This is a genomic window from Pseudomonas sp. GL_103 (genome assembly GCF_057835175.1).
The window spans coordinates 3,046,894-3,070,922 of the sequence record NZ_CM174420.1 but is presented as its reverse complement, the minus strand read 5'-3'; the positions used below and the strand labels follow the sequence as shown (position 1 = coordinate 3,070,922).

The window sequence follows — 24,029 nt, the reverse complement described above, 5'->3', positions numbered from 1 at the left end:
AGAACGACGTGATAGACGTTTGTGTTCAGTAGACTTCAACTCCGAGGTATCCGCCAAAGAGACGGCAGGATCGAGGTAGACGCCTCGGCGATTCAGCACCTAATATCTGGCAACACGCCATCATTCGAAAAGGAAATCATCTTGGCCTTATCTGACTCTCTTCGCCTCGCCGTACTCATCGATGCTGATAACGCGAGCTCGTCCGTCGTCAAAGAGCTCCTGGAGGAAGTAGCGAAATACGGTACCGCTACGATCAAACGTGCTTACGGCGACTGGACAACGCAAAACTTGGTTGGCTGGAAGAACCATCTGCACAAGCACGCCATCCAACCAATGCAGCAGTTCGCATACACCCAAGGAAAGAACTCCACCGACTCAGCCTTCATCATCGACGCCATGGATCTGCTGTATGCCGGCAACGTGGATGGGTTCTGCATCGTCTCAAGCGACAGTGATTTCACACGCCTGGCAACCCGGCTGCGGGAGGCAGGCAAGAAAGTCTACGGGCTCGGCGAACGCAAAACACCGGAGGCATTCATCGGCGCCTGCGACAAATTCATTTTCTTCGAAGTGCTGAAGAAACCTGCCCAAGATGAAGCACCGTTGGCCATGGATAACCTCCCTGACCTTAGAGAGATCCTTACACAAGCTATCGAAGAAAAGGCTCGAGATCACGGCTGGGCGCCGCTGGGAGCAGTAGGTGGCTACATCTCCAAAAACCATACCTCCTTCGATGCCCGTAACTATGGCTTCGCCAAGCTAGGGGCGCTTGTACGTGCTCAAGACTACATCGAAATCAAAGAAATACCGGATGGAGAAATCACACACATTCACGTGCGGCTGAACAATCACTAGCCTCAGCGCTTGCCTAGGATAAAAGCAGATTCAGAGTGATCGAAACCACGACACCAGAAAACTTCATGAGAGCCAGTGATGAATTACGTTGAGATGATTCGGCTTCAGGCCAAGCAGGTCTTTGGCAACAAAGCGAAAGCGGATATTTGGCTAAACCAACCGAAAACTGCCTTCGATGGAAGCACACCATTGGAGCTTGCTCACACTGAAGAGGGATACGAACTCGTAAAGGCTGAACTTGAGAGAGTCAGTCACGGCTACGCCTGTTAGCACGAGCCCCTTCCTTCAAAAACTGGGCTCTTCCACGGAGGAATCATAATGCCGAACGCAGACCTGCTCCCTTCCCTACTCTTCAAAATCAATCAAAACCAACTCGCCCTTGAAGCCGCGATCATGGAGCTAACACTCTGGGTGGAGCAGCGAGGCTCAGCGGAGGTTGCCGGCAACGTGCGCGGCGCTTTGGACACAATCAGCAAGAACGAAGAATTCATCAATATGACACTTGCGGTGCTGATGACACCGGAGTAATTCGTTTGCGCCAAATGATAGGTTTCGACCTAGCGGGTTAGAGAGGAGATCAGCGCGGCGAAGTTGGTCTGCGCGATCTGGCTGATGAAGCCCCCCGGCCTTGCCCTGAACTGGCCTAATGATTTTGGACACTTCCATCGGGCGCTATGATTGCGCCCAACTGGAGGCAGAATCAGTGCGAAAGTCTTACTCGACCGAATTCACAATCAATGCCGCTGAAATGATGCTAGACGCCGGAAAATCAGTTCCTGACGCATGCAAAGCACTTGGATTTGGGCACACATCGCTTCGTCGAGGGCTCGGAACGTACTAGACCGGCATCACTCGGAACTCGAGGCTTGCGCCATCTCGATCATGTGGCGAGCACCCGGAAGTAGCGCTGATCCGTCGACTACACTAATTCGATACATTTCTGCATTGAGACTTCGACCATGGCGACCAAAACCGCAATCGTATTCGCTGGCGGCGGCAGTTTGGGGGCGGTGCAGGTGGGCATGTTGCGGGCCTTGGTCGAGGCCAATGTTCGATTCGATATGGTGGTTGGCGCTTCGGTAGGCGCTATCAACGGTGCCTACTTTGCCGCAAGGCCCGATTCCGACGGCGTCGAGGCGCTCGCCGGTTTCTGGCGCGGGCTGTGTAAAACTGACATCTTTCCCCTCTCCTGGCTCGATACCTGTAGAGGACTGATCAAACAGCGTGGATTTCTGTTGCAGCCGGCGGCCTTGAACCGATTGCTGGGTCAGGCACTACCCATTCATCGTATTGAGGAGGCGGCGCTGCCCCTTCATATCGTCACCACCGACCTGCTCAGTGGTGCCGAGACCGTTCTGTCCAGTGGCGAACTCGAGCAGGCGTTACTGGCCAGCGCTGCCATCCCGTTGGTGTTCCCCTGCGTACAAATCGCCGATCAGTTCCTAGTTGACGGCGGCGTGGCAAGCAATACACCTATTTCGACTGCCGTAGCCTTGGGAGCCACCAACGTCGTGGTAATCCCCACCGGAGTGAGTTGCGCCCTAACACAACCGCCCCGAGGCTTGGTCGCCTTAGCTCTGCACACCGTCAATCTGATGAGCATGCGTCAACTGGTGAGCGACATCGAACACTTCCGCAATCTCACCAGCCTTCACATCGTCCCGCCCTTGTGCCCTGTGGATGTCTCGGTGTTCAACTTTGCACAGACCGAGTCTTTGCTGCAGCGCGCCTATAAACAGACCATCTGGTGGCTAGAAGGTGGGGGGCTCGAGCGCACCAAGGTACCGGGTGCCCTAACCATCCATTCACATGCCCATGAGCATTGAGGATGTGAATTACCTATAAAAGAGGCCCTCAACATCACTCAGTGCAATGTTGCGAGAGTACCTGGAGAGGTTGAGCATGCGCCACTTCAATGTTGACCTATTCCGGGTGTCCCGTGAGTACTACATCACTGGGAAAGCTGCGATCAATTTTCCAGCCACTGGAAGCACCACAGGCGGATGGCACTTACTACCTTACTTTGATCGAGAATCAGGCATTGCCAAGGTCTCGTTAGCTTGTATCCATTACCCGGACACCACAGGATATTTTGGTGCAACGGGGGATCTTCGATAGCACTGACCTGCTCGCTCGACGCGGATGGGCTTCAGAGGGGCGACCTCTGTTCATGGCAGATCACTGCCGGGCCGCAGCGGACATGACCGTAAGATGGGCACTTAGCGAGTTCCAACACTGCAATGTTGAGATCAACGAGTGGTTCTCGGCAGAGATGAATAGGTTGCTCGAACTCCTGGAAATTGGAAGGCCGAACCTTTGCGTTCTACGCAAGCAGGAAAAGGTAGACGCGTGCCTGCATCGCTGTCTCGGTATTAGTTTGGATCACCTCCGACTCAAGCCAATCACCTGTCGATACATATCAACGCGCCTAACTTGCGCGCTCAATATTGTGCTCCGAGCGTCTGAAAGCGTTACATCGAGCCGGGCCTTGCCCGAAGGAGTGATCCGGCATGGTCTGGTTTCGAGCTTCCTCGCCCTGAATCAGCTGTTTGTCTCGGTTACCGCAACGCGTTTGTGTACGTCAGCAAAATTCGGGTTTCATCAGCATCTCTAGCGAAAGACGATCGATAGGTCGCACTGCGCAAACGCAACGCCAGGTTCTTGAACGTGCCATTCTGGATTACATAGCGCACTTCGGTATTGCGCTCCCATTCGTTGCCCTGCCCTGTCGTGCCCGGTACTTCTGCGTTGTTGCCGGAGATGTAACGGCTCATGAAGGTAAGCCCCGGTATGCCCTCTTTTGTGAAGTCGTAATCGTAGCGGGCTTGCCAGGAACGCTCCTTGGCTTCAGCGAAGTCACCGATATGGGCGAAGTTGACCAAGTAAGCATCACAGCCCTCGATGTAAGGGAAAGCACTCTTCCCAGACATCTTCTGATAGCCGGCACTGAATTTATGACCGCCGATGGCGTAGCTGAACATGCCGTTAAGTGCCCGATTACTGATCTGCCCGCCTCTCACCTGACCTTGATCTTCGCTGGTGGAAAAACGCAAGTCGCCGCTCAAGGTGCCGGAGCCCAGTGGATGAGTTGCGAGTAGACCCAAAAAATGCTGGCTATAAACATCACTCAGGGCCGCGTAGTGATAGCTAAACTTGAGTTGCTCGGTCAGTTTCTGGTCGAAGCCTGCCAGGCTCAGGTGATCACCTGTTGCATTTCGGGAGAAACGTTTGTTTTTGTTATTCAGTGCAATGTCTTCGCGGCTCGTATCGTTACGCGCGATGACCTTCTGCAACTGACCTGCCGTCACTGTTAACCCGGTAAGTTCCTGTGAGGTAAGTAGCGCCCCCTGGAACGATTGAGGCAGGATCATTCCATCGTTGGGGCGTAGAGTCGGCAACGACGGAATCAATGTGCCAACTTTCAACTCCGTTGCTGAGACCTTTACCTTTGCGGTCAACCCCAGTTTGCTGTATTCCGACTCGGCGCGGCCGTTCGAGCCAACCGGCAGCAGACCACTGCCCGCCCGATCGGGGCTCGAATCCAGCTGCAACCCCATCATGCCGATCATATCCAAACCGAACCCGGCCATGCCCGGGGTGTAGCCCGACTCGAACTTGAGAATCAGGCCTTGAGCCCACTCCTCTCGCTTGGATTGTTGAGTGCTCGGCCCGTCTCTGAAGTCACGATTGAAATATACGTTACGGGTTTCGAACGACGCGTGGGAGTCACTTAAAAAGTCGGCCTGCACCCAAGGACTGAAACCCGCCAGCACAAGCGAACAGGCCAGCGCAGGTAAGACTTTGTGGGCGCCGGCACGAAGCAACGAAGCCATGACAACACCTTCATCGTTATCGGAGGCGAGAGCGTCCGAGGCAGAAGGCTCAGCCTCCGGCTCTAGTTCCATGAAAGGGGTATGAGGCCAGGCTGAACGCCCGGCCTCGATTCAAAATGCTCTGGCGAACAAGGCGATCATTCGTTCACCGAACAGCGTCACTGAAACGCCCAGCAGCATCACGCAGGCGCCGACAATCTTGACCGCCGCCGCAGGCCGCACCACCGTGCCCAACAAGCCGAAGTGATCGATCGCCACGGAAGACAGCAACTGCCCGGCAATGACCAGCACCAACAAGTTCGCCAGGCCGATGCGCGGTGCCAGCCACACGGTGCAGAAAATCGCACCGGCACCGAGGATGCCACCCACCAGGCGCCAGGACGGTTGGCTGGGAACAATACTGAGCGATTCAGCAAGACCTCCTCGAAAGAAAGCGATCACACCCAGCGCGATCATGCCGGTCAGGAACGAGTAAAACGCAGCGGCCATTGCGTTACCCGACATCGCACCTGCTAACTGACTGTTAACTGCCGCTTGGACTGCAATCGCGATACCGGCGATAAACGCTAACGCAAAGGAAACCAGGAACATGGCCATTGCCCCTTAGTGTGAGTGCAGAGGAGTGAACGATTCGGCGAACGGATCCGCTGTGTAACCCGCTACGTCAAACAGATACGCACGGGATTCTTCGGTGGCGACTTCCAGCTGTTGGCGATTGACGCCCAGCACCACACCGCCCTGCTTGCGGATCCGGCCCGCGATAATCACGGTATTGATGTCGCCCCGCTCCGCGGCGTGTACAACGGTGCCGAGTGCATTGTTGGACGGGTAGATGCTCAGGTTATCGGTGCGGATCAGAACGATGTCCGCTTGCTTGCCCGGTGTGATGCTGCCGATCTTCGATTCCATCCCGGCGCAGGCCGCGCCATCTACGGTGGCTGCCTTGAGCAGTTGGCGAGCGCTGACCAAATCAGAAACAGGCTGATTCCCGTGGAAACGCGCACTGTGCGCCGCTGCACGTTGCAGATAGAACGCCACGCGCATTTCTGTGAACATGTCGCCGCTGTAAGAGCTTTCGTTGTCCACGCTCAACCCGGGGTTCATGCCGTTGTCGACCGCTTTCTGCCAGGCGAATACACCGTCTTCGAGCCCGTAGTGCGCATCCGAACGTGGGCAGACGTTCACCTTCACCCCAGCGTGACGCAGGATCGACCACCCCTGATCCGGCATGCTGGTACAGTGGTTGAAGATATTGTCCGGCCCCAACAGACCCTCTTCCTGTAATGCGCCGAGCTCGGCGGCCATGCCCGCGCCAAAGAATTCGGTAACGATGTTAAGCCCCAGCTCACGAGCAACGGCCCATTGTTCCCGGTCGATCTGCGACATCATCGCCAAGGTGACCAGTGAATCCGACTCGGTGGCGTATTTGCTTTTCAGACGGCGAAGATCTCCGGGCCACTGAGCTGTCTCCCACTCGCCGGACAGAGGTGCCCCCGGTGCATGGATGGCTCGTATCCCAGCGTCCTGAAGCGCTTCGATTGCGGCGTCGGAGTGAGCGCCGCTGCGAGCGTTATGGGAGTTATCGATGATGGTAGTGATTCCGGAGTTGATACATCCGAGTGCCGTCAGCATGTTGCCGACGTACATGTCCTGAGGGCGGTAATACTTTGCAAACGAGAAGTGCGTAGCGTTGCAATAATCCTCGAGCGTAGGCGAATTGGGATTGATGCGACGCAACTGCCCCTCCCAAGCGTGACGGTGGGTATCGACTAGACCAGGAATAACGATCATGCCCTTGGCATCCATGACTTCGGCACCTTCGGTGGAGAGGTCGGTGCCGACTGAAATAATCTCAGTGCCGCGAATCAGCACATCAGCACTGGCAAAAATTACCCAGGCTGTCATCCATGGTGACTACCATTCCACCCTTGAGCAGCAGCAAACGATCGGCACCAGGCAGCGCACCGAGGGGTAAATTGATGGGGTCAAACTGCGCCTGAACTGACATGACGTCTCCTTGAGATATGCGGGCAAAATTGCCGGTAAATCGCATTGTCGGACTCAAGGGATTTATTTAGAATATCGCATTGACTTCAATCATTATGAAGAGGGCTATGCATAATGCGCGGAAGTGAGTTCGCAAATCTCAAAGCGTTTTTAGCAGTAGCTCACGAATGTAATTTCTCTCGCGCCGCGCAGTCCCTCGGCATTTCTCCTTCCGCCTTGAGTCAGACTATCAAGAACTTGGAAGAAGGATTAGGCGTGCGTTTACTCAATCGCACCACGCGAAGCGTTTCAACGACCGCTGCGGGGGGAAGGTTATTCGAACGGCTGCAAGTGGTTTTTACCGATCTAGATTCTGCGCTTGAGGAACTGAACGAGTACCGTGACACGCCAGCAGGTACGCTGCGCATCAGCGCGCCACAGGTGGCCATGCTTCACTTTATCCAGCCCATCCTGCCTGCCTTTCAGCTCGCTTATCCGAACATCAAGCTCGACCTCACCACCGACGACAGCACCACCGACATCGTTGCCCAAGGCTTCGACGCGGCCATCCGTTTGGGCGAGTTCATCGAGCAAGATATGATCGCGCTCAAGCTTAGCGAACCACTGACACAAATTGCCGTCGCCTCTCCCAAGTACCTGAAACTTCGCGGCACTCCGCAAAAACCTGTAGAGCTTCTACAGCACAGCTGCGTGAACTGGCGCCGATCGGGCGAAGCCGGCCTGTACAAATGGCGGTTTCTCAACGGCGATACGCCATTCGAATTGAGCGTGAAAGGCTCGTTGGTCGTCAGTGATTGTGCGGTGGCCTTGCAGTCCGCTGTTGATGGCCTTGGTATCACGGTATGGATTCGTGAATGGATAAAAGCTGAGCTGGACAGCGGAAAGCTGATTCCCTTGTTGGAAGAATGGTCGACCCCATTTCCAAGTTTTTACCTGTACTACCCCAGTAGTAAGCAGATGTCATCGGCATTACAAGTCTTTATTGCAACATTGCGATCACTGCACCGACCCATATAGCGTCAAGCTCTCTGATGGCAAATCACTCCTTCGATTTTCTGCATAACCGGCGTCAGAATTTTTGCAGTACGGCGAGCTCCGCTGGTAAGCTTTTGCTCAAGCGATAAACCTAGATTAATCATTATTTTATCTCGCCTGTCTTTTTTGTTCTTACTTCGCCTTCACCCCTGCCCAAAGTATAAATTCACGTAACAAAGACATCGATCACTTCTTAGAAAGAGCTGGCTAGCTATTCTTTTGGCCGGAATCATTAGTATCCCCACCTACGATCCAGCATAGAGATGTCGTAAGACATCCAAAGTTGCGAAAGATCATTCGTGACCCGCTTGCAAATTAAAAAGGTGAGAGGCGTCGGTAATATTATGCGTTACGCATCAATCTCAAAAGCGAACGCCCTCAAATTCCCAATCATACAAAAAGCCGTAACTATCTCGTACGACAAGTCTTCTTTGTTTACAAATATCTCTTCCAACTTGTTCCTCAACTCATCCTCTGCCTTCGAGACAAGCTTGTCTGTAGAGTCATTCCGTTCACCAAAATAGGCTTGCCAGTAAATCGTCGTATCTACGCACTCAATTTTCTGAAGGTAAAGACTGCTTTCTATGACACTGCGCACATGGCTATCTATCTTAGATCGCACCCCACTGATATCATAGGAAATGGTGATATGCATGTACTCCCCCCCATTTTGAGCGAGGTGCTCACCAGGCTCCCATGAGCTTTCTAATAGATCTATTTTGCGAATTGCCATGATCCCCCCATTGGAACCTTTCGGTGATTACATAGATGAAGATATTACTCTCTGCGTGAATTATGAAACATTTCCGCATAGCACTACGACTAACACGCACAGACAAATCCACGCAGATATAGCTACCAGTTGTGTTTTGAATTTAGCTCGCCGAGTGGAATCATTGGGAGGACTTCTCCCAACGATTTGCACCACCTTAATTGGTAGGGCCTAGGTATCAGACGATATCAATTACTAGTTTGCCGATAGTGTTTCCGGATTCTTGGTCGTCGTGTGCAGCATGTGCGTCAGCCAAACTGTAGTGACGTGAATCCAGCAATGGTTTCACCTTACCCTCCTCCACGAGTCGCGTAGCTTCTCGTAGAATGTCGCCATGGTGAGAGCGTCCTTCACCACTGAGCAGTGGCAGCAAAACGTAAATCCCAGAAAGCGTTACACAGCGAAGCGAGCCAGGCGCCAGATTGTGCGAACTGAACGCATAACAACTGAGCACGTGGCCGTAGGTGCGTATTGCAACAAGCGAGTCGTCCAGTGTTTGCCCGCCTACAGTGTCGTACACCACGTCGAAGCCAACACCATTGGTGTGTTCCGCGACATACTCTTCCACGGTGCTGCTGCGATAGTCGATTGCCGTTGCACCAAAGGACTCGACGATCTCACGTTTTTCAGCGGAAGCAGTAGCAAACACCTGCGCGCCATGAGCGCGTGCAATCTGCACGGCCATATGACCCACACCGCCTGCGCCGCCCTGGATCAAAATACGCTGCCCAGGCCGGACGCCGGCACGATCAACAAGACCTTCCCAGGCGGTGAGAAAAACCAACGGGATGGCAGCAGCCTCACGCATGCTCAAGTTCTTTGGCTTGAGTGCCAACATATCGGCATGTACCGCCGCGTATTCAGCAAGAGAACCTGGCAGACCGCGAATGCCACCGGTCATGCCATACACCTCATCCCCAACCTTGAAGTTTGTAACGCCCTCCCCGAGCACTTCGATTACGCCCGCCAAATCGGTGCCCAGAATCGCCGGCAATTCTGGCTCTGCGTAAGGTGCCACACCCGTGCGAATTTTGTAATCGATTGGGTTAACACCGCTCGCCATGATACGGACAAGCACTTGGCCAGGCTCTGCAACCGGCCTTGTAATTTGCATTTCGGTAAATTGACCATCGGCGTAGTCATTTAGTATCTGTGCGCGCATCTTTGGATGGTTATTCAAATCAATCTCCTTAAAGCACTCGGAATCTAAGACTCAAGTGAAGTTACTTTTTTGCCGACATAGATATCACCATGAAGCTCGGCTAGGAAATATGCGGAGGTAACAAATATGATAGGCAAGCAACCTCTCGGTAGAGAGCAAGCCCGGCTCGACGCCGGAGCGAGAGGTTCATAACCAAGCATTTAACTTAATCGAATGCTGGATTGTAAATTTAAACATAAGTCCTGGCACCGCTCAATTATTTTCAGGGCAATGGCACTCCACTTAAAATGCTACTTAGTTCCGTTTCAGAAATAAACCTTCCACCGAGCGACGCTCTGTCTCGCAAAAGGCGACGATCGGCAGCCCTATCGGCGTTTACTATTGGCCCTGCTCTATTCCGTCCAAAGGAGTTCCAAGACGGATGGCACGGCTCAAAAAAGGAAAGTATGGTGTGTCATCCCCCAACACCTAGCTCGTCCAAACATATATTCCATCTCTCAAGCAGCCAATATTCTGTTGATACGGACATGAGTGGTCACGGCTGGCAATGCTCCTCCTCGCCTGCTGTGAGATGAAGCCCCCCCGTTATTACGGCCTCAATTCTGCTTAATGCAGGCATTAGACTCTCCGCAATTTCAAACGCCTTCGCTGTTGGACGCACGCCTCTTCCCGTCCGAAGAAACAGAGGGTCGTCAAAATGCGCTCGTAACCGCGCCAGGGAGCCACTAACTGCAGGCTGCCCCACCTTCAAAAGTACTGCCGCTCGCGTAACATTTAGCTCACGATACAGCACCAAAAACGTCACCATCAGATTGAGGTCGACGTCATGAAAATTTCTCTCATTGATCGCCATAATCCTCTTTCCCCCCCTCTGAGTGAATAAAACCATGCATGGTTGTGGCAGACTGTGGAGGGGCAGTTTTTTCAGCGATTGAGAGCTACTGCCAATTTCGTAATGACTGCAATCCCAGTAAGCGCGCTTCAATCACTGAGCTTGGACATCTATAGTCTGCACCACCATAACGTAATCTGATTGTGCTCTAGGAGATGTCGCAGATAAACTGCCAAAATCGAAACGATTAGTAGTAGCACAGGAGACAATAGAGCAGTACCTTCATACTCGTCCCTACAGTACGACCCATGTTTCATTGCGGTACGAAACACTCTGTCATCATTTAAGAATGACGGCGACAAAAACCTTCATTGAAAACAATAGGCGCCATGTCACCCCTATCAGGATACCTACAAAAAGTACTATGGCGGCCCTAACTTAAACGAGATTCGGCATTCATCGAGCACCCTCTGGAAATACTTCGAGGCGTTGCGCCGGCTACGCCGGCGCAACCTTTACTGCATAAACATGATCGTTTAACCGTGGTACGAGCGACCCGCCACAATAGCGGCGGGGTCACTCGGCAACCAAGCATACGAAGGTGTTATGCAATGGAATCGACCACGCCCCCATCAACACGCAAGGCGGCTCCCGTCGTAGCAGATGCCTGCGTAGAAGCAACATAAATCACCATGTTCGCCACCTCCTCCATGCTTGATGCACGGCGGATTAGTGAACTTGGACGATGCTTCACCACAAAGGCCGCGGCCGTTTCTTCCATCGAGAGCCCTGACGCTTCTTTTTCATCCTGCAGTAACGCCTGCACCCCTTCGGAAAGCGTTGGCCCCGGCAACACCGCGTTGACAGTCACCCCCGTCCCAGCTACGCGTTTTGCCAAACCTCGTGAAACCGCGAGGTTGCTGGTTTTGGTGGTCGCATAGTGGATCATGTCCATCGGAATACACAATGCGGCCTCCGAAGATATGAAGACCACCCGCCCCCATGCACGCTCGATCATCGCCGGCAGATAGGCGCGTGATAAGCGCACCCCGGACATGACGTTGATATTGAAGAACCGAAGCCAGACATCGTCAGGTGTTTCGAAGAAGTCCTCCACACTGTAGACCCCCACGCTGTTGATCAAGATATCCACTGTTGGCACCTGCGCGACTAAGTCGGCACAACCTTGCGCAGTACCCAAATCCGCGGCCACGCCCTCAACCGTTGCCGAGGGAAATTCGGCTCGCAACTGAGTAACCGCTTTTTCTACATCACTATCCAAGAGGTCATTGATGACGACCTTCGCTCCTGCGTTGGCCAACCCCTTAGCAATGGCAAAACCAATCCCTTTGCCGGAGCCAGTGACTAAAGCTGTTTTTCCTGACAGTTCGATTTTCATAAATATCCCAGATAAAAGTAGAGGCCAAAAAGATGGCCTCTGACGTGGGGGGCTGACACTATTTCTGTTTGAAATTACACAGCTTCAGGCAACAGGATCAGCGAGCCCTGAGTGGTTCCGCTTTCCAGCGCTCGATGGGCTTCGGTCGCATCACGCAATGCAAAGCGCCCACCGATATGTATCTTCAATTGGCCGCTGAGAATCCGACCAAACACCTCGTCCGTTACACCCTGCACATTTGGGTGGTTGTTCAGATAAGGAGTCAGACCAGGAACCGAAACAGTCAGCGAGCGCATTGGCCCGAGATCCGCAATATTTACTTGCGGCAAACCTTCGGCGACCTGGCCAAGGTTGATCAGATGCCCGAATGGCTTGAGGCACTCCAAGGACTGATGGAACACCTTTCCGCCAAGACCTTCGTAAACGACATCAACGCCCTGCCCGTCAGTGAGTCGCTTTACCCCATCTACAAATGGCTCTTCTTTGTAGAGAATCACGCTCTCACAGCCGAGGCTGTAAGCTCGCTCTGCTTTCTCGCGAGAGCCAACGCTACCAATAACGCGGACACCCAACGAACTTGCCCATTGGCAAATAAGTGAGCCCAAGCCACCTGCGGCAGCGTGAACCAACACCGTCTGCCCGGCTTGCAGTGGGGCCACGCGATTGATCAACATGTGCGCAGTAGAACCCTGCAGAATGGCCGCAGCTGCAACCTCATAGCTGATGCCATCAGGTAGGTGCACCAAATAACGCTCTTCCAGATTGCGCATTCCCACGTAAGCTCCAGTCGGAGAACGCGGGTAAGCAACACGCTGGCCGACTTGGAAGCGAGTAACGCCCTCGCCCACAGCAATGACCTCACCAGCACCCTCTACACCTGGAGCTCCCGGTAATGCAGGCAAAGCGAACATGCCCCGACGGTGGTAGGTATCGAGGAAATTCACACCGATTGCATGTTGGCGAATCTGAACTTCACCAGCAGCGGGTGGAGGAACTTCGATCGAGGTGTACAGCATTTTCTCAAGGCCTCCGTACTCGTGAATCAGTATGGCCTCGGTGGTTTGTTTCGTATTCATTGAAGTTACCTGCCTGGTTAGAAAGTAAAATTTTGCAAAAGGTGCAAACACCTTTTGCGGTTGGAACGCCTACGTTAGCTGTGCCGCTGTGCCGCTGTGCCGCTGTGCCGCTGTGCGTCCAAGCGACGCGATATGTAGTCCCTTAGCTCAGGCTGCGCCATCAGTTCCATCGAGCGGCGCCACAATGCCCGTCGTCTCGTCCATGGAGTTGTTGTCATCAACGTACCAAACGGGTTGCCTTTTTCGCCGAATACCACCAACTGTTTTACGACGAGGTTTGAGTCTCCCCTTTGACATATGGTCAAACTTAGCGATAACCGTCGCGAGTCGGGCAGCCAAGCGCTTTGGCAAATTCACCACGCCGGTACACAATTTGATGCACCCGATAACCGGTATCAGACTGGACAGGAACTGCAAAGCGATCGTAATTGGCCCAGGGCGCCGCGAAGTATGTTTACCTACCCATACTTCATCGAACCTCACCTTGTCCGCATGTAAGACGCAAGCAAGCTCTTGATCATACATTTTTTGATACATCCAGCTCTTCGGGTGCGTAGGCTGCATAAACAACATAGCGAGCTTCATACATTCGCCCCTATTTTTGTCTTTCACGAGGGCGATTAATAAAGCCCTCAGATCTCATATTTACCACTATCACCGCGCAACCACTTGAAGCAATTCGTGTTTTCTTTAACATAGCACTCAATATTTCCGAAAACACCTAGTTTAATCCTGCGATAAAAATTTCCAAAAATTTACGCATCCGCTACAATATTATTCAATAGACGAGATCCGAACAGTAAAAAACAAAAAACTGAGTGAATCCATCATGGTTGACCGAATTCAAGATATGAAATTGTTCAGGCTAATTGTTCAAACAGGCTCACTTTCAGCGGCCGGTCGGCAACTAGGTCTTTCTCCAGCGGCCATGAGCGGACGCCTAAAAGCAATGGAAGACATGTACGGTTTACCTTTGCTTAATCGCAACACTCGCAGTTTGACGCCAACCGAAGAAGGCCTTTACTTTTATGAAAAAGCACTACTTATAATCGAACAGGTCGACATCCTGGATACCACAATTAAAAATGGTCAAACGGATCTCTCAGGCACTATTGGTTTGACATGTCCAACCGACCTCGGGCGACAAATAATCACTCCATTGATTGATGCTTTTATTAAGAAACATCCTCACATTAGTTTTAGATTGTTTCTGAGCGATCGTGTACTTAACTTTGTGGAATTCGGATTGGATCTCGCGATACGCTGGGGAACGCCTCCTGATAGCTCTCTCACTGCCTACCCTCTCGGTATCGACCGCCCTATGGTTTGCTGCTCTCCAACTTACATTGAAAACCATGGCACTCCTCGTCGTATTGAAGAGCTCCAGTTGCACAACTGCTTCGTCCAATTGCGCGCCGACGAACCGTTGGATCGCTGGAGCTTCATGCAAAATGGTGTTCAAACCGCTATACAGGTTAAGGGCAATCGGCTGACAGACGACGGCTCCACATTGCGAAGCTGGGCAGTGCAAGGCCTGGGAATCATTAGAAAAGGTGTCTGGGAAATAGCCGAAGATCTTGAGACCGGACGCCTTGTGCCACTGCTGGAAGAGTTTCGCTGCCCCTCCAGTGCCTTTCATTTGGTCACTAACGGCGGACGCAAGCTCCCTACTCGCGTCAGAACGTTCGTCGACTTCACCGTCGATTACTTCAAGCATCTCAATACTCCTGCGCGTCACCTTCTTGTCGCCGGTTAAATTGGAAGTGCCGAGTTCGCTTGGTCAAGCGCCCAAGGACATGAGCCGGGTCGCGGAACGCTTTTCGATCCCTTGCATGGCGCTGACCAACGCCATGCGGGTCGTTGATTTCGGAAAATTTTCACTGTATGAAGCCTCTAGAGCGATATCCGCGATCTGAGCAAAATCTTGTTCATTGGCCAGTTTTCCCGAGAGCGCGAACAACGAGGTCGGCAAACCAACCGCTTCGATAAAACCGGCGAGGTCGTCAAAAAAAGCTCTGGTGCGGCCTTCGACCCTGACTTGCACCAATACGCCATAAGCAACGTGTTCACCGTGGGTTGCATGTACCCCATGACGGGACTGAGTCAACCCGCGAGTTACAGCGTGCGCTATAGAGAGCCCACCATTCTCAAAACCTAGGCCTGACATCAACACGCAAGCCTCAACAAGCCTTTCAAAAGCTTCATCTGGCTCACCAAGCCCCATTGCAGCGAGTCCCGGCAGCGCGTTCTGCCGAATGGTGTCGAAGCACGCTCGCGCGATAACTTTGGCTAACGCAGGTGGTGTGCTACCTAACATATTGCTGCCACTTACATTCCACGCCGCCTCGGCTTCGAAAGTTTTTGCAATCGCATCACCTATGCCTGACCTCATAAAACGCAGCGGCGAATTAATGAGTAGTTTGGTATCCACGACTACCGCCATTGGACTTTCTTTCATACGCTCAATGGCAACGAGACGATGCTCGTCATCATAAACCGCATAAACTCGGGCTGTAGGCCCATCATTCGACGCAACTGTCGGCACTGAAATCATCGGGATATTTTTTGCGTCAGCCATGCCCTTGGCCATATCTATGGCTTTACCGCCTCCCAGGCCAATAACGACCGTTGTGTTCACCGGCATACGTGAACAGAGCGACTCGATCGCTGCGTAGGTGACCTCTGGGCCAATAAATATAATTTGCGGAGTCACTTCGCTACTAAATGCGGTAAGTAGTTGTGACCTGACTTTTGCAAGCACGATTTCGTCAGTAACGATTACAGCCATGCCACCCGCTTGCCTAGTAAAAAAGGGCAATCGAGATAGCACGCCTGGCCCTTGTATGTAGTCACCTGGAGCAACGAAATGAATCATACCGCCCTCCCTCTTTAAATTGGACGCGTGATACTCACCTGGTACTGGTAGTTTATCGAGCGAAATAGTCTATCGCTACGGAAGAGTTTCGCCCGATAATATCGCCACCTTAATCCTACATCGTATATAAACGTTGATAGAAGAGCATCCAGCGGATGCTCCACTGCTATAACTTATTACCGAATTTAATTCTCTTCGGCGCGGTCAGTTGCTGCTGGCTGTTCCCATGATGCGCGAAGCAAATTCACGCTCTAGCTCATACGAATCCCACAGAGAATGCTGTTCCTGATTATTCATCACAGCCTTAATTTCGTTACCCAAACGACCGGTCAACGTCGATGCAATCTCCGCCGCGAATGCCAATGCCTTTTCCAAGACGGCCGGTGCGTTGTCAGCGAGCTCCTGCACCATTCCTAGCTCGAAGGCTCGTGCGCCACTGATTGGTTTGCCCGAGAGCGTCATCGAGCGGGCTTCCCCTCGTGGTAGTGTTTCGCGCAGCATTGCGAAACCGCCATAACTGTTGACCTTAACCTCTGGAAGACCCAGGCGGGCATCTGCTGTTGCTAGTCTGATATCGCAAGCACAAGCCAAAATCAGGCCACTGCCCATAACCGCTCCGTGGAGCGCAGCGATGGCAGGCAAACGGCTTTCATGCACGGCTTTCACGGCAGCACGTACAGTAGCAATCCCACGCAACGTGTCTTCCGGAGTCAGATCTTTGAATTCGCGGACATCGTTACCGGCACAAAAGTGCTTATGGGGCTGCCCGCTGAACACAAGGGCCTTTGCACCTTGTTGCTCAGCTTCACGGATCAGGTCAGGTAACGTAGCCCAGCTGGCAAACGTCATGGCGTTAACGGGAGCGGCGTCCAAGTGAACGACGGCGATGTCGTCTGAAAATTCGAGTCGAAACATGGAGAAAACTCCTGATTAAGTAACCCTAAAAAATGAAAGTAGTCACTGTTTTAGCGACCAAACACCGGCTTGCGTTTCTCTGCGAATGCCTCGATGGCTTCGGCGTGATCAGCACTGAGGTTCGTCAAGCACTCGTACGCGGTGCCTGCATCCATATGTCCATGAGCCATCTGCCGCAATGGAATGGTGTAAGCCGCTTTCGTCCAACGAATAGCCTTGGTGGCGCCCTGCCGCAGTTTGTTGACCAGGTTTTCGACTTTGGCATCCAGTTCGCCCTCGGCGACCACGTGGCCAATGGCACCCAATCGATGCGCATCGTTGGCGCTGAGCAACTCGCCTGTCAGCAACAACTCCCGAGCCTTACCAAAACCTATTGCCTGAGGCCAAAGGAAGCCACCACCATCAGCGGCGTTGAGCCCAACACGCACATGAGGGTCGCCAATGCGGGCGCGATCGTCAGCCACCGTGATGTCACACAACAGTGCCAGGGTTGCCCCTAGGCCGACTGCATCACCGTTAATGCGGCCGATGATTGGGATTTCGCAGTCCAACATCGCGTAGACGATGCGCTTGGCTTCCCAAGTAATGATTTCGAAGCTTTCCGGATTGCGCACGCCGTCACGCATCCACTCAATGTCCCCACCTGCGCAAAATGCGCGACCAGCGCCGGTCAGTACGATGGCGGCCAAGTCACGGCGCTCACCCAGGTCGATAAAGATCCGCGACAGCGCCGTGTGTAATTCGGCGTTTACGGCATTCAGTTCATCCGGACGGTTGATGGTCAGGTAAGCAACGCGATCACGGACTTCAAGCAGCAAAGAGTTGCTCATGGCAGTTCACTCCAAATCATTCAGTTTTGTTTTCAGTTGCTAAGCCGGCCCGAAAGCCTTGTGTGGAACTTCTGTCGTTCAAGCACTCATCAACAGTGAGCGCGGATCAATACGGTGCAATTGTTCTTCAGCGTCGCCATAGACGGTGGAGGCGACCTGCAACCTGCGATAAAAATGACCAAGCTTGTACTCCTCGGTCATCGCAATACCGCCGGAGAGTTGGATCAATCGACCCACTCCGCGCAGCATGCGTCGGCCGACAAAGCTCTTCGACGCGGCAACCATCGGTGCGGCTTTCACCGGATCCTGATCCAGCTCATAACCCAGTCGCTGCATCAGGCTGATCGACAGTTGAAGATCACAAAACACGTCCGCCATCAGCTGTTGTACTGCCTGTAGACGCGACAACGCTTGTCCGAATTGCGTCCGTTGCTTGAGATAGTCCAGGGTCAACTCGAACGCACTTTCGAACGCACCAACCGAATCAGCGACCTGTCCAGCAGCGGCGAAATCGAGTGCACGTTGTCCCAACCCCGCTCCTTCCAATCCAACCCACTGCAATGGTGTTTGGTTAAAACTCACCCACCGGCTATCACGGCCGTCCAGCAATCGACCAGGCTGTACTTCAATACCGTCGGCGTCCCGGCTGACCAGGGCTAGCCGTAGGTCGTCACCTACTCGAATTGGAATCAACCAATCGGTCACGGTCACTTCATTGCCGAGCAAAAGTCCGCGCCCTGAGAGCAGCTCATTCACTTGCAAATCGAGCTTCCCTTTGGTTTGCAGTAGACCCAAACGTCGAGTACCGGTGCTAAGGCTCGCAGCCAACGCGGAGACTTTGGTGCGCTCCACATGGTTAAGTAAAAAAGGTGCAAGCAGCCAATGTTCTGACAGCGACTCCGGACGAGCCTCGCGGCCAGCCACGCGTATCAACGACAAACAATTTCTGACTGATGCACCGAAACCTTCCAGGTGTTCCGGGAGTGACAGGCCCAGCCAACCGAGAACCGCCATGTCCTCCCAGGTGCCCGCCGCTTCTTTGTGCCCTTGCTGATAGTTCGTGACCCGCTGCTCCAACGGTTGATGGTCACGATAAAAGCGCCGCATCGTATCGCTCACGGCATCAAGTGTTTCCTGATCCATGTTCGCTCCTACATGCCCAAAATTGACTTGGCGATGATGTTCTTTTGCACTTCATTGGCTCCGGCGTAGATCGTTACAACACGCCGAAACAAATGTCGATTAACCCAGCCCTTGGCCGCTGAATCCTCGGCACCAGATCCATATTCGAGCCCCAGTACCAAACCTTCAGTACCGAGTATCTGCATGGCGGTTTCGGTGATTCGTTGCTGAAGTTCCGAGCCGCGAATTTTCAACGTAGAGACCTCGGGGCCTGGAGCTTTGCCTTCAGCTTGATCCGAGAGGGCCTGGAGAACTGCAGATTGCAGCGCAATGTAGTCAACACAGAGCGACGCCAATCTGCGTGCTATACGAGGATCTTGATCCAAGGGCTTACCGTCACTATCACAGCGTTCTCGGGCCAAATCACATAACGCCAAAAGATCCCGCTTGGTTCTGGGCGCTTGGGCGTTGTTGGTACGCTCGAGGGCAAGCAAGTACTTGCCGTACGTCCAGCCCCGTCCCTCCAATCCAATAAGAGCATCACCAGGTAGTCGCACATTGTCGAAGAACACCAGGTTGACGCTGTGCCCTTCCTCCAGGGTGTGGATCGAGTGCATGTCAATGCCAAGCAATCGCATATCAACGATAAACAGTGACAATCCGGCTTGAGGTTTCACCGTGATGTCGGTGCGCGCCAGGAGGATCATGAAGTCGGCTTCGTGGCCATAGCTCAGCCATGTTTTTGAACCGTTTACGACCCACCCGTCACTGTCTCGCAGAGCAGTGGTTTTCAGCGAAGCCAGATCCGAACCGGCATCTGGTTCCGAGTAACCCTGGCACCAGTACTCCGTGCCATTGACAAGAGGCGGAAGGTAACGCTGTTGTTGAGCTAGGCTGCCAAACGCCATGAGTATCGGGCCGATCATGTAGAGGCCAAAAACGCTCAAGGACGGAGCATCTGCAATCGCGCACTCTTCCTCGAAGATGTAGCGCCGCGCTGAGTCCCAACCCGTGCCTCCGAACTCCGAAGGCCAACTCGCAGCTCCCCAGCCGCGGCTATCAAGGATGGCTTGCCACCGAGCGCTGCTAGCCCTAGGAATGTGCGAACAGGTACGTGTTTCTTCAGCCAACTCAGCTGGTAAGTTGTCACGAATAAAGGCGCGTACCTTCTCGCGAAAAGCGAGGAGCTCGGGTGTGTTTAATAGACTCATAACGCAATCTGACGAGCCATGGTTTGAACAACTCCGGGCGACAAGTCCGTAGGCGTCAGCACACTGATTTGATCACGTAGCTCACGTTTGAGTACTTTGCCCATCGGGTTTTTTGGCAACTCGGAAAGCACGTGCCATTGCCGTGGTCGTGCGAAATCGGCGAGATGCTGCGCGCAGTGTTCCGCCAGTGCTTTAAGGTCTAAGGCCTGGCCAAGACCTGAAACTACGCATGCGGCAATATCTTCGCCAAGCCCCGCATGTGGGATAGCGACAACAGCCGCCTCACTGATTCCGGGAAAGCGATAAAGCACCTCCTCGACAGAAGCGGACGAAATTTTCAGCCCACCTCGATTGATGATGTCTTTTTTGCGATCAACAAAGTGCAGCAGTCCTTCATCATCGAAGCGACCAATATCTCCCGTGTATACCCAACCATCCACGAAGGATTCAGCCGTAGCCTGTTCATTACGGTAGTATCCCAGCGCCATAGATGGGCCGCTGAACGCAATTTCACCCAGTTCACCCTGGGCCACCGGCGCGCCTTCGTCATCGACTACTCGCACCGAACAACCGGGCATGGGCTGGCCAATTGCACCCGCTTTGCGAGGCAAAAAGTGCGGAGCCAAATACGTACCTGCCGGGCCTGTTTCAGTCATACCCCAAACGTGAACCTGGTCGACCCAAGGGACTCGTTTGCTGATTTTTTCGATCACTTCGACAGGCATAACTGCCCCGCCATAACTGAAACGGCGCAACCGACTTAGGTCATAGGTGTCGCGTTGGTATTCATCGATCAGGAAGTGAATGATCGATGTCACACCGTGATATACCGTGGTCGCCTCTGTCTCGATCAAACGAAGCCGCTGAGCATTGCTCAAGGTAGCCTCCTCGAAGACCACACCGGCACCCGTCACCCAAGCAGACATACAGGCCATGCTCAGAACCGAACTGGTGAAGAACGGCCACGCTCCCTGATACTGATCACCCGATTCCAACCCGAGCGCCGCACTCATGGTTCGCCCAGCATGCAGCATGCTTCGATGGGTATGCATAACAGCCTTCGCTCGTGCCGTGGTACCAGAGGTAAACAGCAAGCAAGCCAGATCATCCGCCTTCGGTGCACTGGAAACCGAACTTGATTCAAAGGTGTCTATTGGATCAGGCCAACGCTGGTCGGCCGAGATTTCCGAAGCGTCACTTGCCCCCAATAGGAGCAACCTTGCAGATGGATAAAGCGCTTGGACGCGACCGGATTGATCCAGGGTGGTGACCACTGCAACCGGCTCCGTCAACGTCAGCGCATGATGTAACTCTTCGTCCGAGGAGCGGGTGTTGAGTGGCACAACCACCGCACCAATGTCCATGCAACCCAGCGCCGTAAGTACGCATTCACGTATCGCGTCGTTGGTCAGCAAGATGGCGACGCGTTCGCCTTGGCGAACACCCCGGGCATGAAGTAAGCGCCCCATACCCTGCATCCGCGCAACCAACTGGACGTAGCTCAATCGGTCACGTTGTCCGTGCCAGGAATGACCAGAGAACGCGAGCCGGAAAGGTTGGTTTGCCGCTTGCTGGCGCAGTAAGGCCGGAATGGTCAGACCCTGCAATGATTTGAGATTCATGGATACCCCTGATTTTCAGAAAGAACACGGGCGCAGCTTCGGGCTACGCCACTTAAGTCCCGTCACTGCGCGTCCAAAAGGGGCCCCATGTGGTCACTCAGGCGCGGCATTACGTGTTGCGCGGTCAGCTCCATCGAGCGTTTCCACAACGTTTCGTTATCCCACTCGTGGAAAGTGGTCATCAGAGTTCCGAACGGGCCGGTTAGCTCACTGAGTGCAACCAGTTGTTCGGTCACGGAATTCACATCACCGTAAATGACCATTTCTTTGAGGCAGTGCTCAATGGTCACTTCTGCATCAAGCATGTCGGGACTGGTTTTGAAGGCGCTTATCAGGCCAATAGTGCTCAAGTTTTTGACCATGAATTCAAAGCAGTAACGAACGGAGTTGCTTACATCAGCCATGTAATCCTCAGCCTGCGCCTGGGAGTCCGCAACAAATACCGATCGACCCACCTTCCAGTTACGAGCATCAGGCTTTATGCCTGCACTCTCTGCTCCTTGGATATATGCCTGCCACTGGGAGGCAACTGCGTCCTTGGTGCAGAAATAGGCCGACATTAGATCCCAGTCTTTGGCTCCAGCCAGCTTTGCAGTGCTGGACGCATGGGACATGGCTGAGGTGGCCACCCGAGGGAACGGGTTTTGGTACGGAACGGGCATGTAGCCGAGCTGCAGCTCGTGATTCACCGTATGTTGGATGCTGACCTTGTGATGGGCGGTGGCAAGGTCATAGGGAGGCATAGTGTCCCAAATGGCGCGAATCATCTCATAACAAGACAGCATCATTTCGGCCCCCAATTTGCGATCGCAGCCATAAACTTCAACATCAGAGGCCAAACCGCCAGGGCCAATTCCCATGAGGAACCGCCCTTTGGACATGTGATCGAACATCGCCACGTCGGCCGCAATACGAGCAGGATAGTGCTGAGGCAAGTTCAGCACACCCGTGCACAGTTTCATGTGTTTGGTCTGCGGAATCAGCGCGGAGAGAAACTGCAGAGCGTTAGTGATGGGTTCAGTGCGTTGTGTCGTATGTTCACCAACCCAAAGTTCATCAAATCCCACAGCATCAGCATGGACGGCGCCAGCAACATCCTGATCGTACATTTCGTGGTAGGACTGACCAGTCCGATGTAGAGGCTGCATAAACATGGCAAGTTTCATTTTTATTATCCTGCGGAAGTAATGAATACACAACTGTGAGCAACGTACATGCGCACTCGCACACGCCTGGGATACGCCACCCACTGCGAATACTGCTAATGAAGATTAGAACAACTCGTCAAAAGATCATTGGTTGTTATAAAGAGATCTGTACCGCCCCGCCATATAAAGCAACGGCTGCTCGGCGAGCTGAGTCACAACCTCAATCACATTACCAACAATGATGGTATGGGTTCCATGCTCAATTGTTTTTACGACTTCGCAAAAAATCGCTGCTTGGGCATCGGCGAGATAACGAATACCGTTAACTCCTGTTTCCCAATCACCTTCAGTGAAACGTAACTCTCGAAGATCCGCCTGACTAAAAATCTGACAGATTCTCTCATGCTGACTTTGCAGCATGTTAATGCAGAAAAAACCAGATTTTTTTATCACTGGAGAAGCGCCAGCCGTTCTATTGACACAAATCAAAACGGAAGCGGGATCCATGGACACAGAAGAGAACGCGGTAGCAGCTAAACCGTGCGGCGCATCAGCATCATCACTAGCGGTCACCAATGTAACCGAAGAGGCGAAACGACCCATCGCAGATTTAAAGCTGGCTACCATGCCGTCGCTTCCAACCTCATTTTTTAGAGTCGTAGACATTTTCTTCTACCTTATACTTGTTGTTGAAAAAAACTGTACGAGACAATTAGTACACTTCCCCTAGACACCCAGCTATTCATATTTTTCGTCGTCACCCTTCAGGAGAATTGAAAAGTTAAGGCCCTCACTCGAATAAAAAACCTGCCAACCCGCTTGTTTCATGGGCTTGAGCCACCCCCACCAACTCCATTCACTAACCCGATATAACTGATTGTCCATTTGGAGGCGCCTATCTGTATCCCTGGTAAATACAATCAAGGACTAGGGAATAAGAAACCGACTCTAATCAGGAAAATTCGAACAAATGGCAGACAAGACCGTAACGCGTCGGCTAAGCGCCTGAGAGACGCTCCCGCGGCGACTGTCTGTATCCAAGAAAGATATAATTGCACCGTGCAATTACTTTTTTTTGCCCCTTGAAAGCCACGAAATCAATACCGCCCTGGACAATCAAGGGTGAACTAAAAAACACCCGACGCTGTCTGGAACAACCTTTTCATTAACCAATCAGCTAAAAATTGCGGCGATTCTCTATCGACTCACAGAAAGCAGAACCTGTCACTTGCCTACCTATCTAATATTAAAAAACCGCCGACCTCCGACCAGCGAGCCGCTCGCCGGCAGTTGCGCAATATTATGCGACGGGATATCAATGTGTTCGCTAGGTCA

At 52.9% G+C, this 24,029-nt stretch carries 24 protein-coding genes; 6 read left to right on the top strand and 18 right to left on the bottom strand.

Going from position 1 to position 24,029, the window contains the following annotated elements:
- Positions 1-141: 141 nt before the first annotated feature.
- From AC3IP0_RS13900 to AC3IP0_RS13885, 4 genes are all read left to right on the top strand, one after another.
- Positions 142-855, top strand: coding sequence for an NYN domain-containing protein (locus tag AC3IP0_RS13900; RefSeq protein ID WP_154909181.1), 714 nt, complete (start codon positions 142-144; stop codon positions 853-855).
- A gap of 78 nt (positions 856-933) precedes the next feature.
- Positions 934-1,125 carry an antitoxin Xre/MbcA/ParS toxin-binding domain-containing protein gene (locus AC3IP0_RS13895; RefSeq protein WP_489327726.1) on the top strand — a complete coding sequence of 64 codons (192 nt, stop codon included), beginning with the start codon at positions 934-936 and terminating at the stop codon, positions 1,123-1,125.
- Between the two features lie 48 nt (positions 1,126-1,173).
- Positions 1,174-1,383 carry a hypothetical protein gene (locus AC3IP0_RS13890; RefSeq protein ID WP_261754472.1) on the top strand — a complete coding sequence of 70 codons (210 nt, stop codon included), beginning with the start codon at positions 1,174-1,176 and terminating at the stop codon, positions 1,381-1,383.
- A 431-nt stretch (positions 1,384-1,814) separates the two neighbouring features.
- Entirely contained in the window at positions 1,815-2,681 is an 867-nt protein-coding gene (locus AC3IP0_RS13885) for a patatin-like phospholipase family protein (RefSeq protein ID WP_489327724.1), read from the top strand.
- A 732-nt stretch (positions 2,682-3,413) separates the two neighbouring features.
- On the opposite strand, the gene AC3IP0_RS13880 is transcribed toward AC3IP0_RS13885, so the two are convergent.
- The 4 genes from AC3IP0_RS13880 to AC3IP0_RS13865 form a co-directional block, all read right to left on the bottom strand.
- Positions 3,414-4,688 (bottom strand): OprD family porin, encoded by a 1,275-nt coding sequence (locus AC3IP0_RS13880; protein WP_489327723.1) that lies wholly within the window; start codon positions 4,686-4,688, stop codon positions 3,414-3,416.
- Positions 4,689-4,799: 111 nt separating this feature from the next.
- Positions 4,800-5,279, bottom strand: coding sequence for a DMT family transporter (locus tag AC3IP0_RS13875; protein ID WP_489327722.1), 480 nt, complete (start codon positions 5,277-5,279; stop codon positions 4,800-4,802).
- A 12-nt stretch (positions 5,280-5,291) separates the two neighbouring features.
- Complete coding sequence (locus AC3IP0_RS13870) at positions 5,292-6,593, bottom strand: amidohydrolase family protein (protein WP_489327721.1); 1,302 nt, start codon at positions 6,591-6,593, stop codon at positions 5,292-5,294.
- Positions 6,562-6,696 carry a hypothetical protein gene (locus AC3IP0_RS13865; protein ID WP_489327720.1) on the bottom strand — a complete coding sequence of 45 codons (135 nt, stop codon included), beginning with the start codon at positions 6,694-6,696 and terminating at the stop codon, positions 6,562-6,564. Before AC3IP0_RS13865 ends, AC3IP0_RS13870 begins: the two co-directional genes overlap by 32 nt.
- Before the next feature lie 113 nt (positions 6,697-6,809).
- Here AC3IP0_RS13865 and AC3IP0_RS13860 point away from each other — a divergent pair, with 113 nt between their 5' ends.
- A complete protein-coding gene (locus AC3IP0_RS13860) occupies positions 6,810-7,712 on the top strand; it encodes a LysR substrate-binding domain-containing protein (protein WP_489327719.1) in 903 nt (300 codons plus the stop codon).
- Between the two features lie 367 nt (positions 7,713-8,079).
- On the opposite strand, the gene AC3IP0_RS13855 is transcribed toward AC3IP0_RS13860, so the two are convergent.
- The 6 genes from AC3IP0_RS13855 to AC3IP0_RS13830 all read right to left on the bottom strand — a co-directional run bounded on the left by AC3IP0_RS13855 (position 8,080) and on the right by AC3IP0_RS13830 (position 13,556).
- Positions 8,080-8,463, bottom strand: coding sequence for a hypothetical protein (locus AC3IP0_RS13855; protein ID WP_489327718.1), 384 nt, complete (start codon positions 8,461-8,463; stop codon positions 8,080-8,082).
- A 217-nt stretch (positions 8,464-8,680) separates the two neighbouring features.
- Complete coding sequence (locus AC3IP0_RS13850; RefSeq protein WP_489327805.1) at positions 8,681-9,664, bottom strand: zinc-dependent alcohol dehydrogenase family protein; 984 nt, start codon at positions 9,662-9,664, stop codon at positions 8,681-8,683.
- Positions 9,665-10,199: 535 nt separating this feature from the next.
- A complete protein-coding gene (locus AC3IP0_RS13845) occupies positions 10,200-10,517 on the bottom strand; it encodes a LysR family transcriptional regulator (protein WP_489327716.1) in 318 nt (105 codons plus the stop codon).
- Between the two features lie 583 nt (positions 10,518-11,100).
- The gene (locus AC3IP0_RS13840; RefSeq protein WP_489327714.1) at positions 11,101-11,895 is read right to left on the bottom strand and encodes an SDR family NAD(P)-dependent oxidoreductase; all 795 of its coding nucleotides are present in this window, start codon (positions 11,893-11,895) and stop codon (positions 11,101-11,103) included.
- Positions 11,896-11,969: 74 nt separating this feature from the next.
- Positions 11,970-12,971, bottom strand: a complete 1,002-nt coding sequence (locus AC3IP0_RS13835) for a quinone oxidoreductase family protein (RefSeq protein ID WP_489327712.1) — start codon at positions 12,969-12,971, stop codon at positions 11,970-11,972.
- A 147-nt stretch (positions 12,972-13,118) separates the two neighbouring features.
- Complete coding sequence (locus AC3IP0_RS13830; RefSeq protein ID WP_489327711.1) at positions 13,119-13,556, bottom strand: LLM class flavin-dependent oxidoreductase; 438 nt, start codon at positions 13,554-13,556, stop codon at positions 13,119-13,121.
- Positions 13,557-13,800: 244 nt separating this feature from the next.
- Here AC3IP0_RS13830 and AC3IP0_RS13825 point away from each other — a divergent pair, with 244 nt between their 5' ends.
- On the top strand, positions 13,801-14,727 hold the full coding sequence (locus AC3IP0_RS13825; protein WP_489327709.1) for a LysR family transcriptional regulator: 927 nt from the start codon (positions 13,801-13,803) through the stop codon (positions 14,725-14,727).
- A 24-nt stretch (positions 14,728-14,751) separates the two neighbouring features.
- On the opposite strand, the gene AC3IP0_RS13820 is transcribed toward AC3IP0_RS13825, so the two are convergent.
- The 8 genes from AC3IP0_RS13820 to AC3IP0_RS13785 all read right to left on the bottom strand — a co-directional run bounded on the left by AC3IP0_RS13820 (position 14,752) and on the right by AC3IP0_RS13785 (position 23,360).
- The gene (locus AC3IP0_RS13820) at positions 14,752-15,846 is read right to left on the bottom strand and encodes an iron-containing alcohol dehydrogenase (RefSeq protein WP_489327707.1); all 1,095 of its coding nucleotides are present in this window, start codon (positions 15,844-15,846) and stop codon (positions 14,752-14,754) included.
- 204 nt (positions 15,847-16,050) lie between these two features.
- On the bottom strand, positions 16,051-16,761 hold the full coding sequence (locus tag AC3IP0_RS13815; protein ID WP_489327706.1) for an enoyl-CoA hydratase/isomerase family protein: 711 nt from the start codon (positions 16,759-16,761) through the stop codon (positions 16,051-16,053).
- 50 nt (positions 16,762-16,811) lie between these two features.
- Positions 16,812-17,579 carry an enoyl-CoA hydratase/isomerase family protein gene (locus AC3IP0_RS13810; protein ID WP_489327705.1) on the bottom strand — a complete coding sequence of 256 codons (768 nt, stop codon included), beginning with the start codon at positions 17,577-17,579 and terminating at the stop codon, positions 16,812-16,814.
- Positions 17,580-17,669: 90 nt separating this feature from the next.
- Positions 17,670-18,734 (bottom strand): acyl-CoA dehydrogenase family protein, encoded by a 1,065-nt coding sequence (locus AC3IP0_RS13805; RefSeq protein WP_489327704.1) that lies wholly within the window; start codon positions 18,732-18,734, stop codon positions 17,670-17,672.
- 8 nt (positions 18,735-18,742) lie between these two features.
- Positions 18,743-19,924, bottom strand: a complete 1,182-nt coding sequence (locus tag AC3IP0_RS13800; RefSeq protein ID WP_489327702.1) for an acyl-CoA dehydrogenase family protein — start codon at positions 19,922-19,924, stop codon at positions 18,743-18,745.
- Positions 19,921-21,546 carry a class I adenylate-forming enzyme family protein gene (locus tag AC3IP0_RS13795; RefSeq protein ID WP_489327701.1) on the bottom strand — a complete coding sequence of 542 codons (1,626 nt, stop codon included), beginning with the start codon at positions 21,544-21,546 and terminating at the stop codon, positions 19,921-19,923. Before AC3IP0_RS13795 ends, AC3IP0_RS13800 begins: the two co-directional genes overlap by 4 nt.
- Before the next feature lie 62 nt (positions 21,547-21,608).
- Positions 21,609-22,712, bottom strand: a complete 1,104-nt coding sequence (locus tag AC3IP0_RS13790; protein ID WP_489327699.1) for an LLM class flavin-dependent oxidoreductase — start codon at positions 22,710-22,712, stop codon at positions 21,609-21,611.
- A 126-nt stretch (positions 22,713-22,838) separates the two neighbouring features.
- Positions 22,839-23,360, bottom strand: a complete 522-nt coding sequence (locus AC3IP0_RS13785; RefSeq protein ID WP_489327698.1) for a flavin reductase family protein — start codon at positions 23,358-23,360, stop codon at positions 22,839-22,841.
- Between the last annotated feature and the right edge of the window lie 669 nt (positions 23,361-24,029).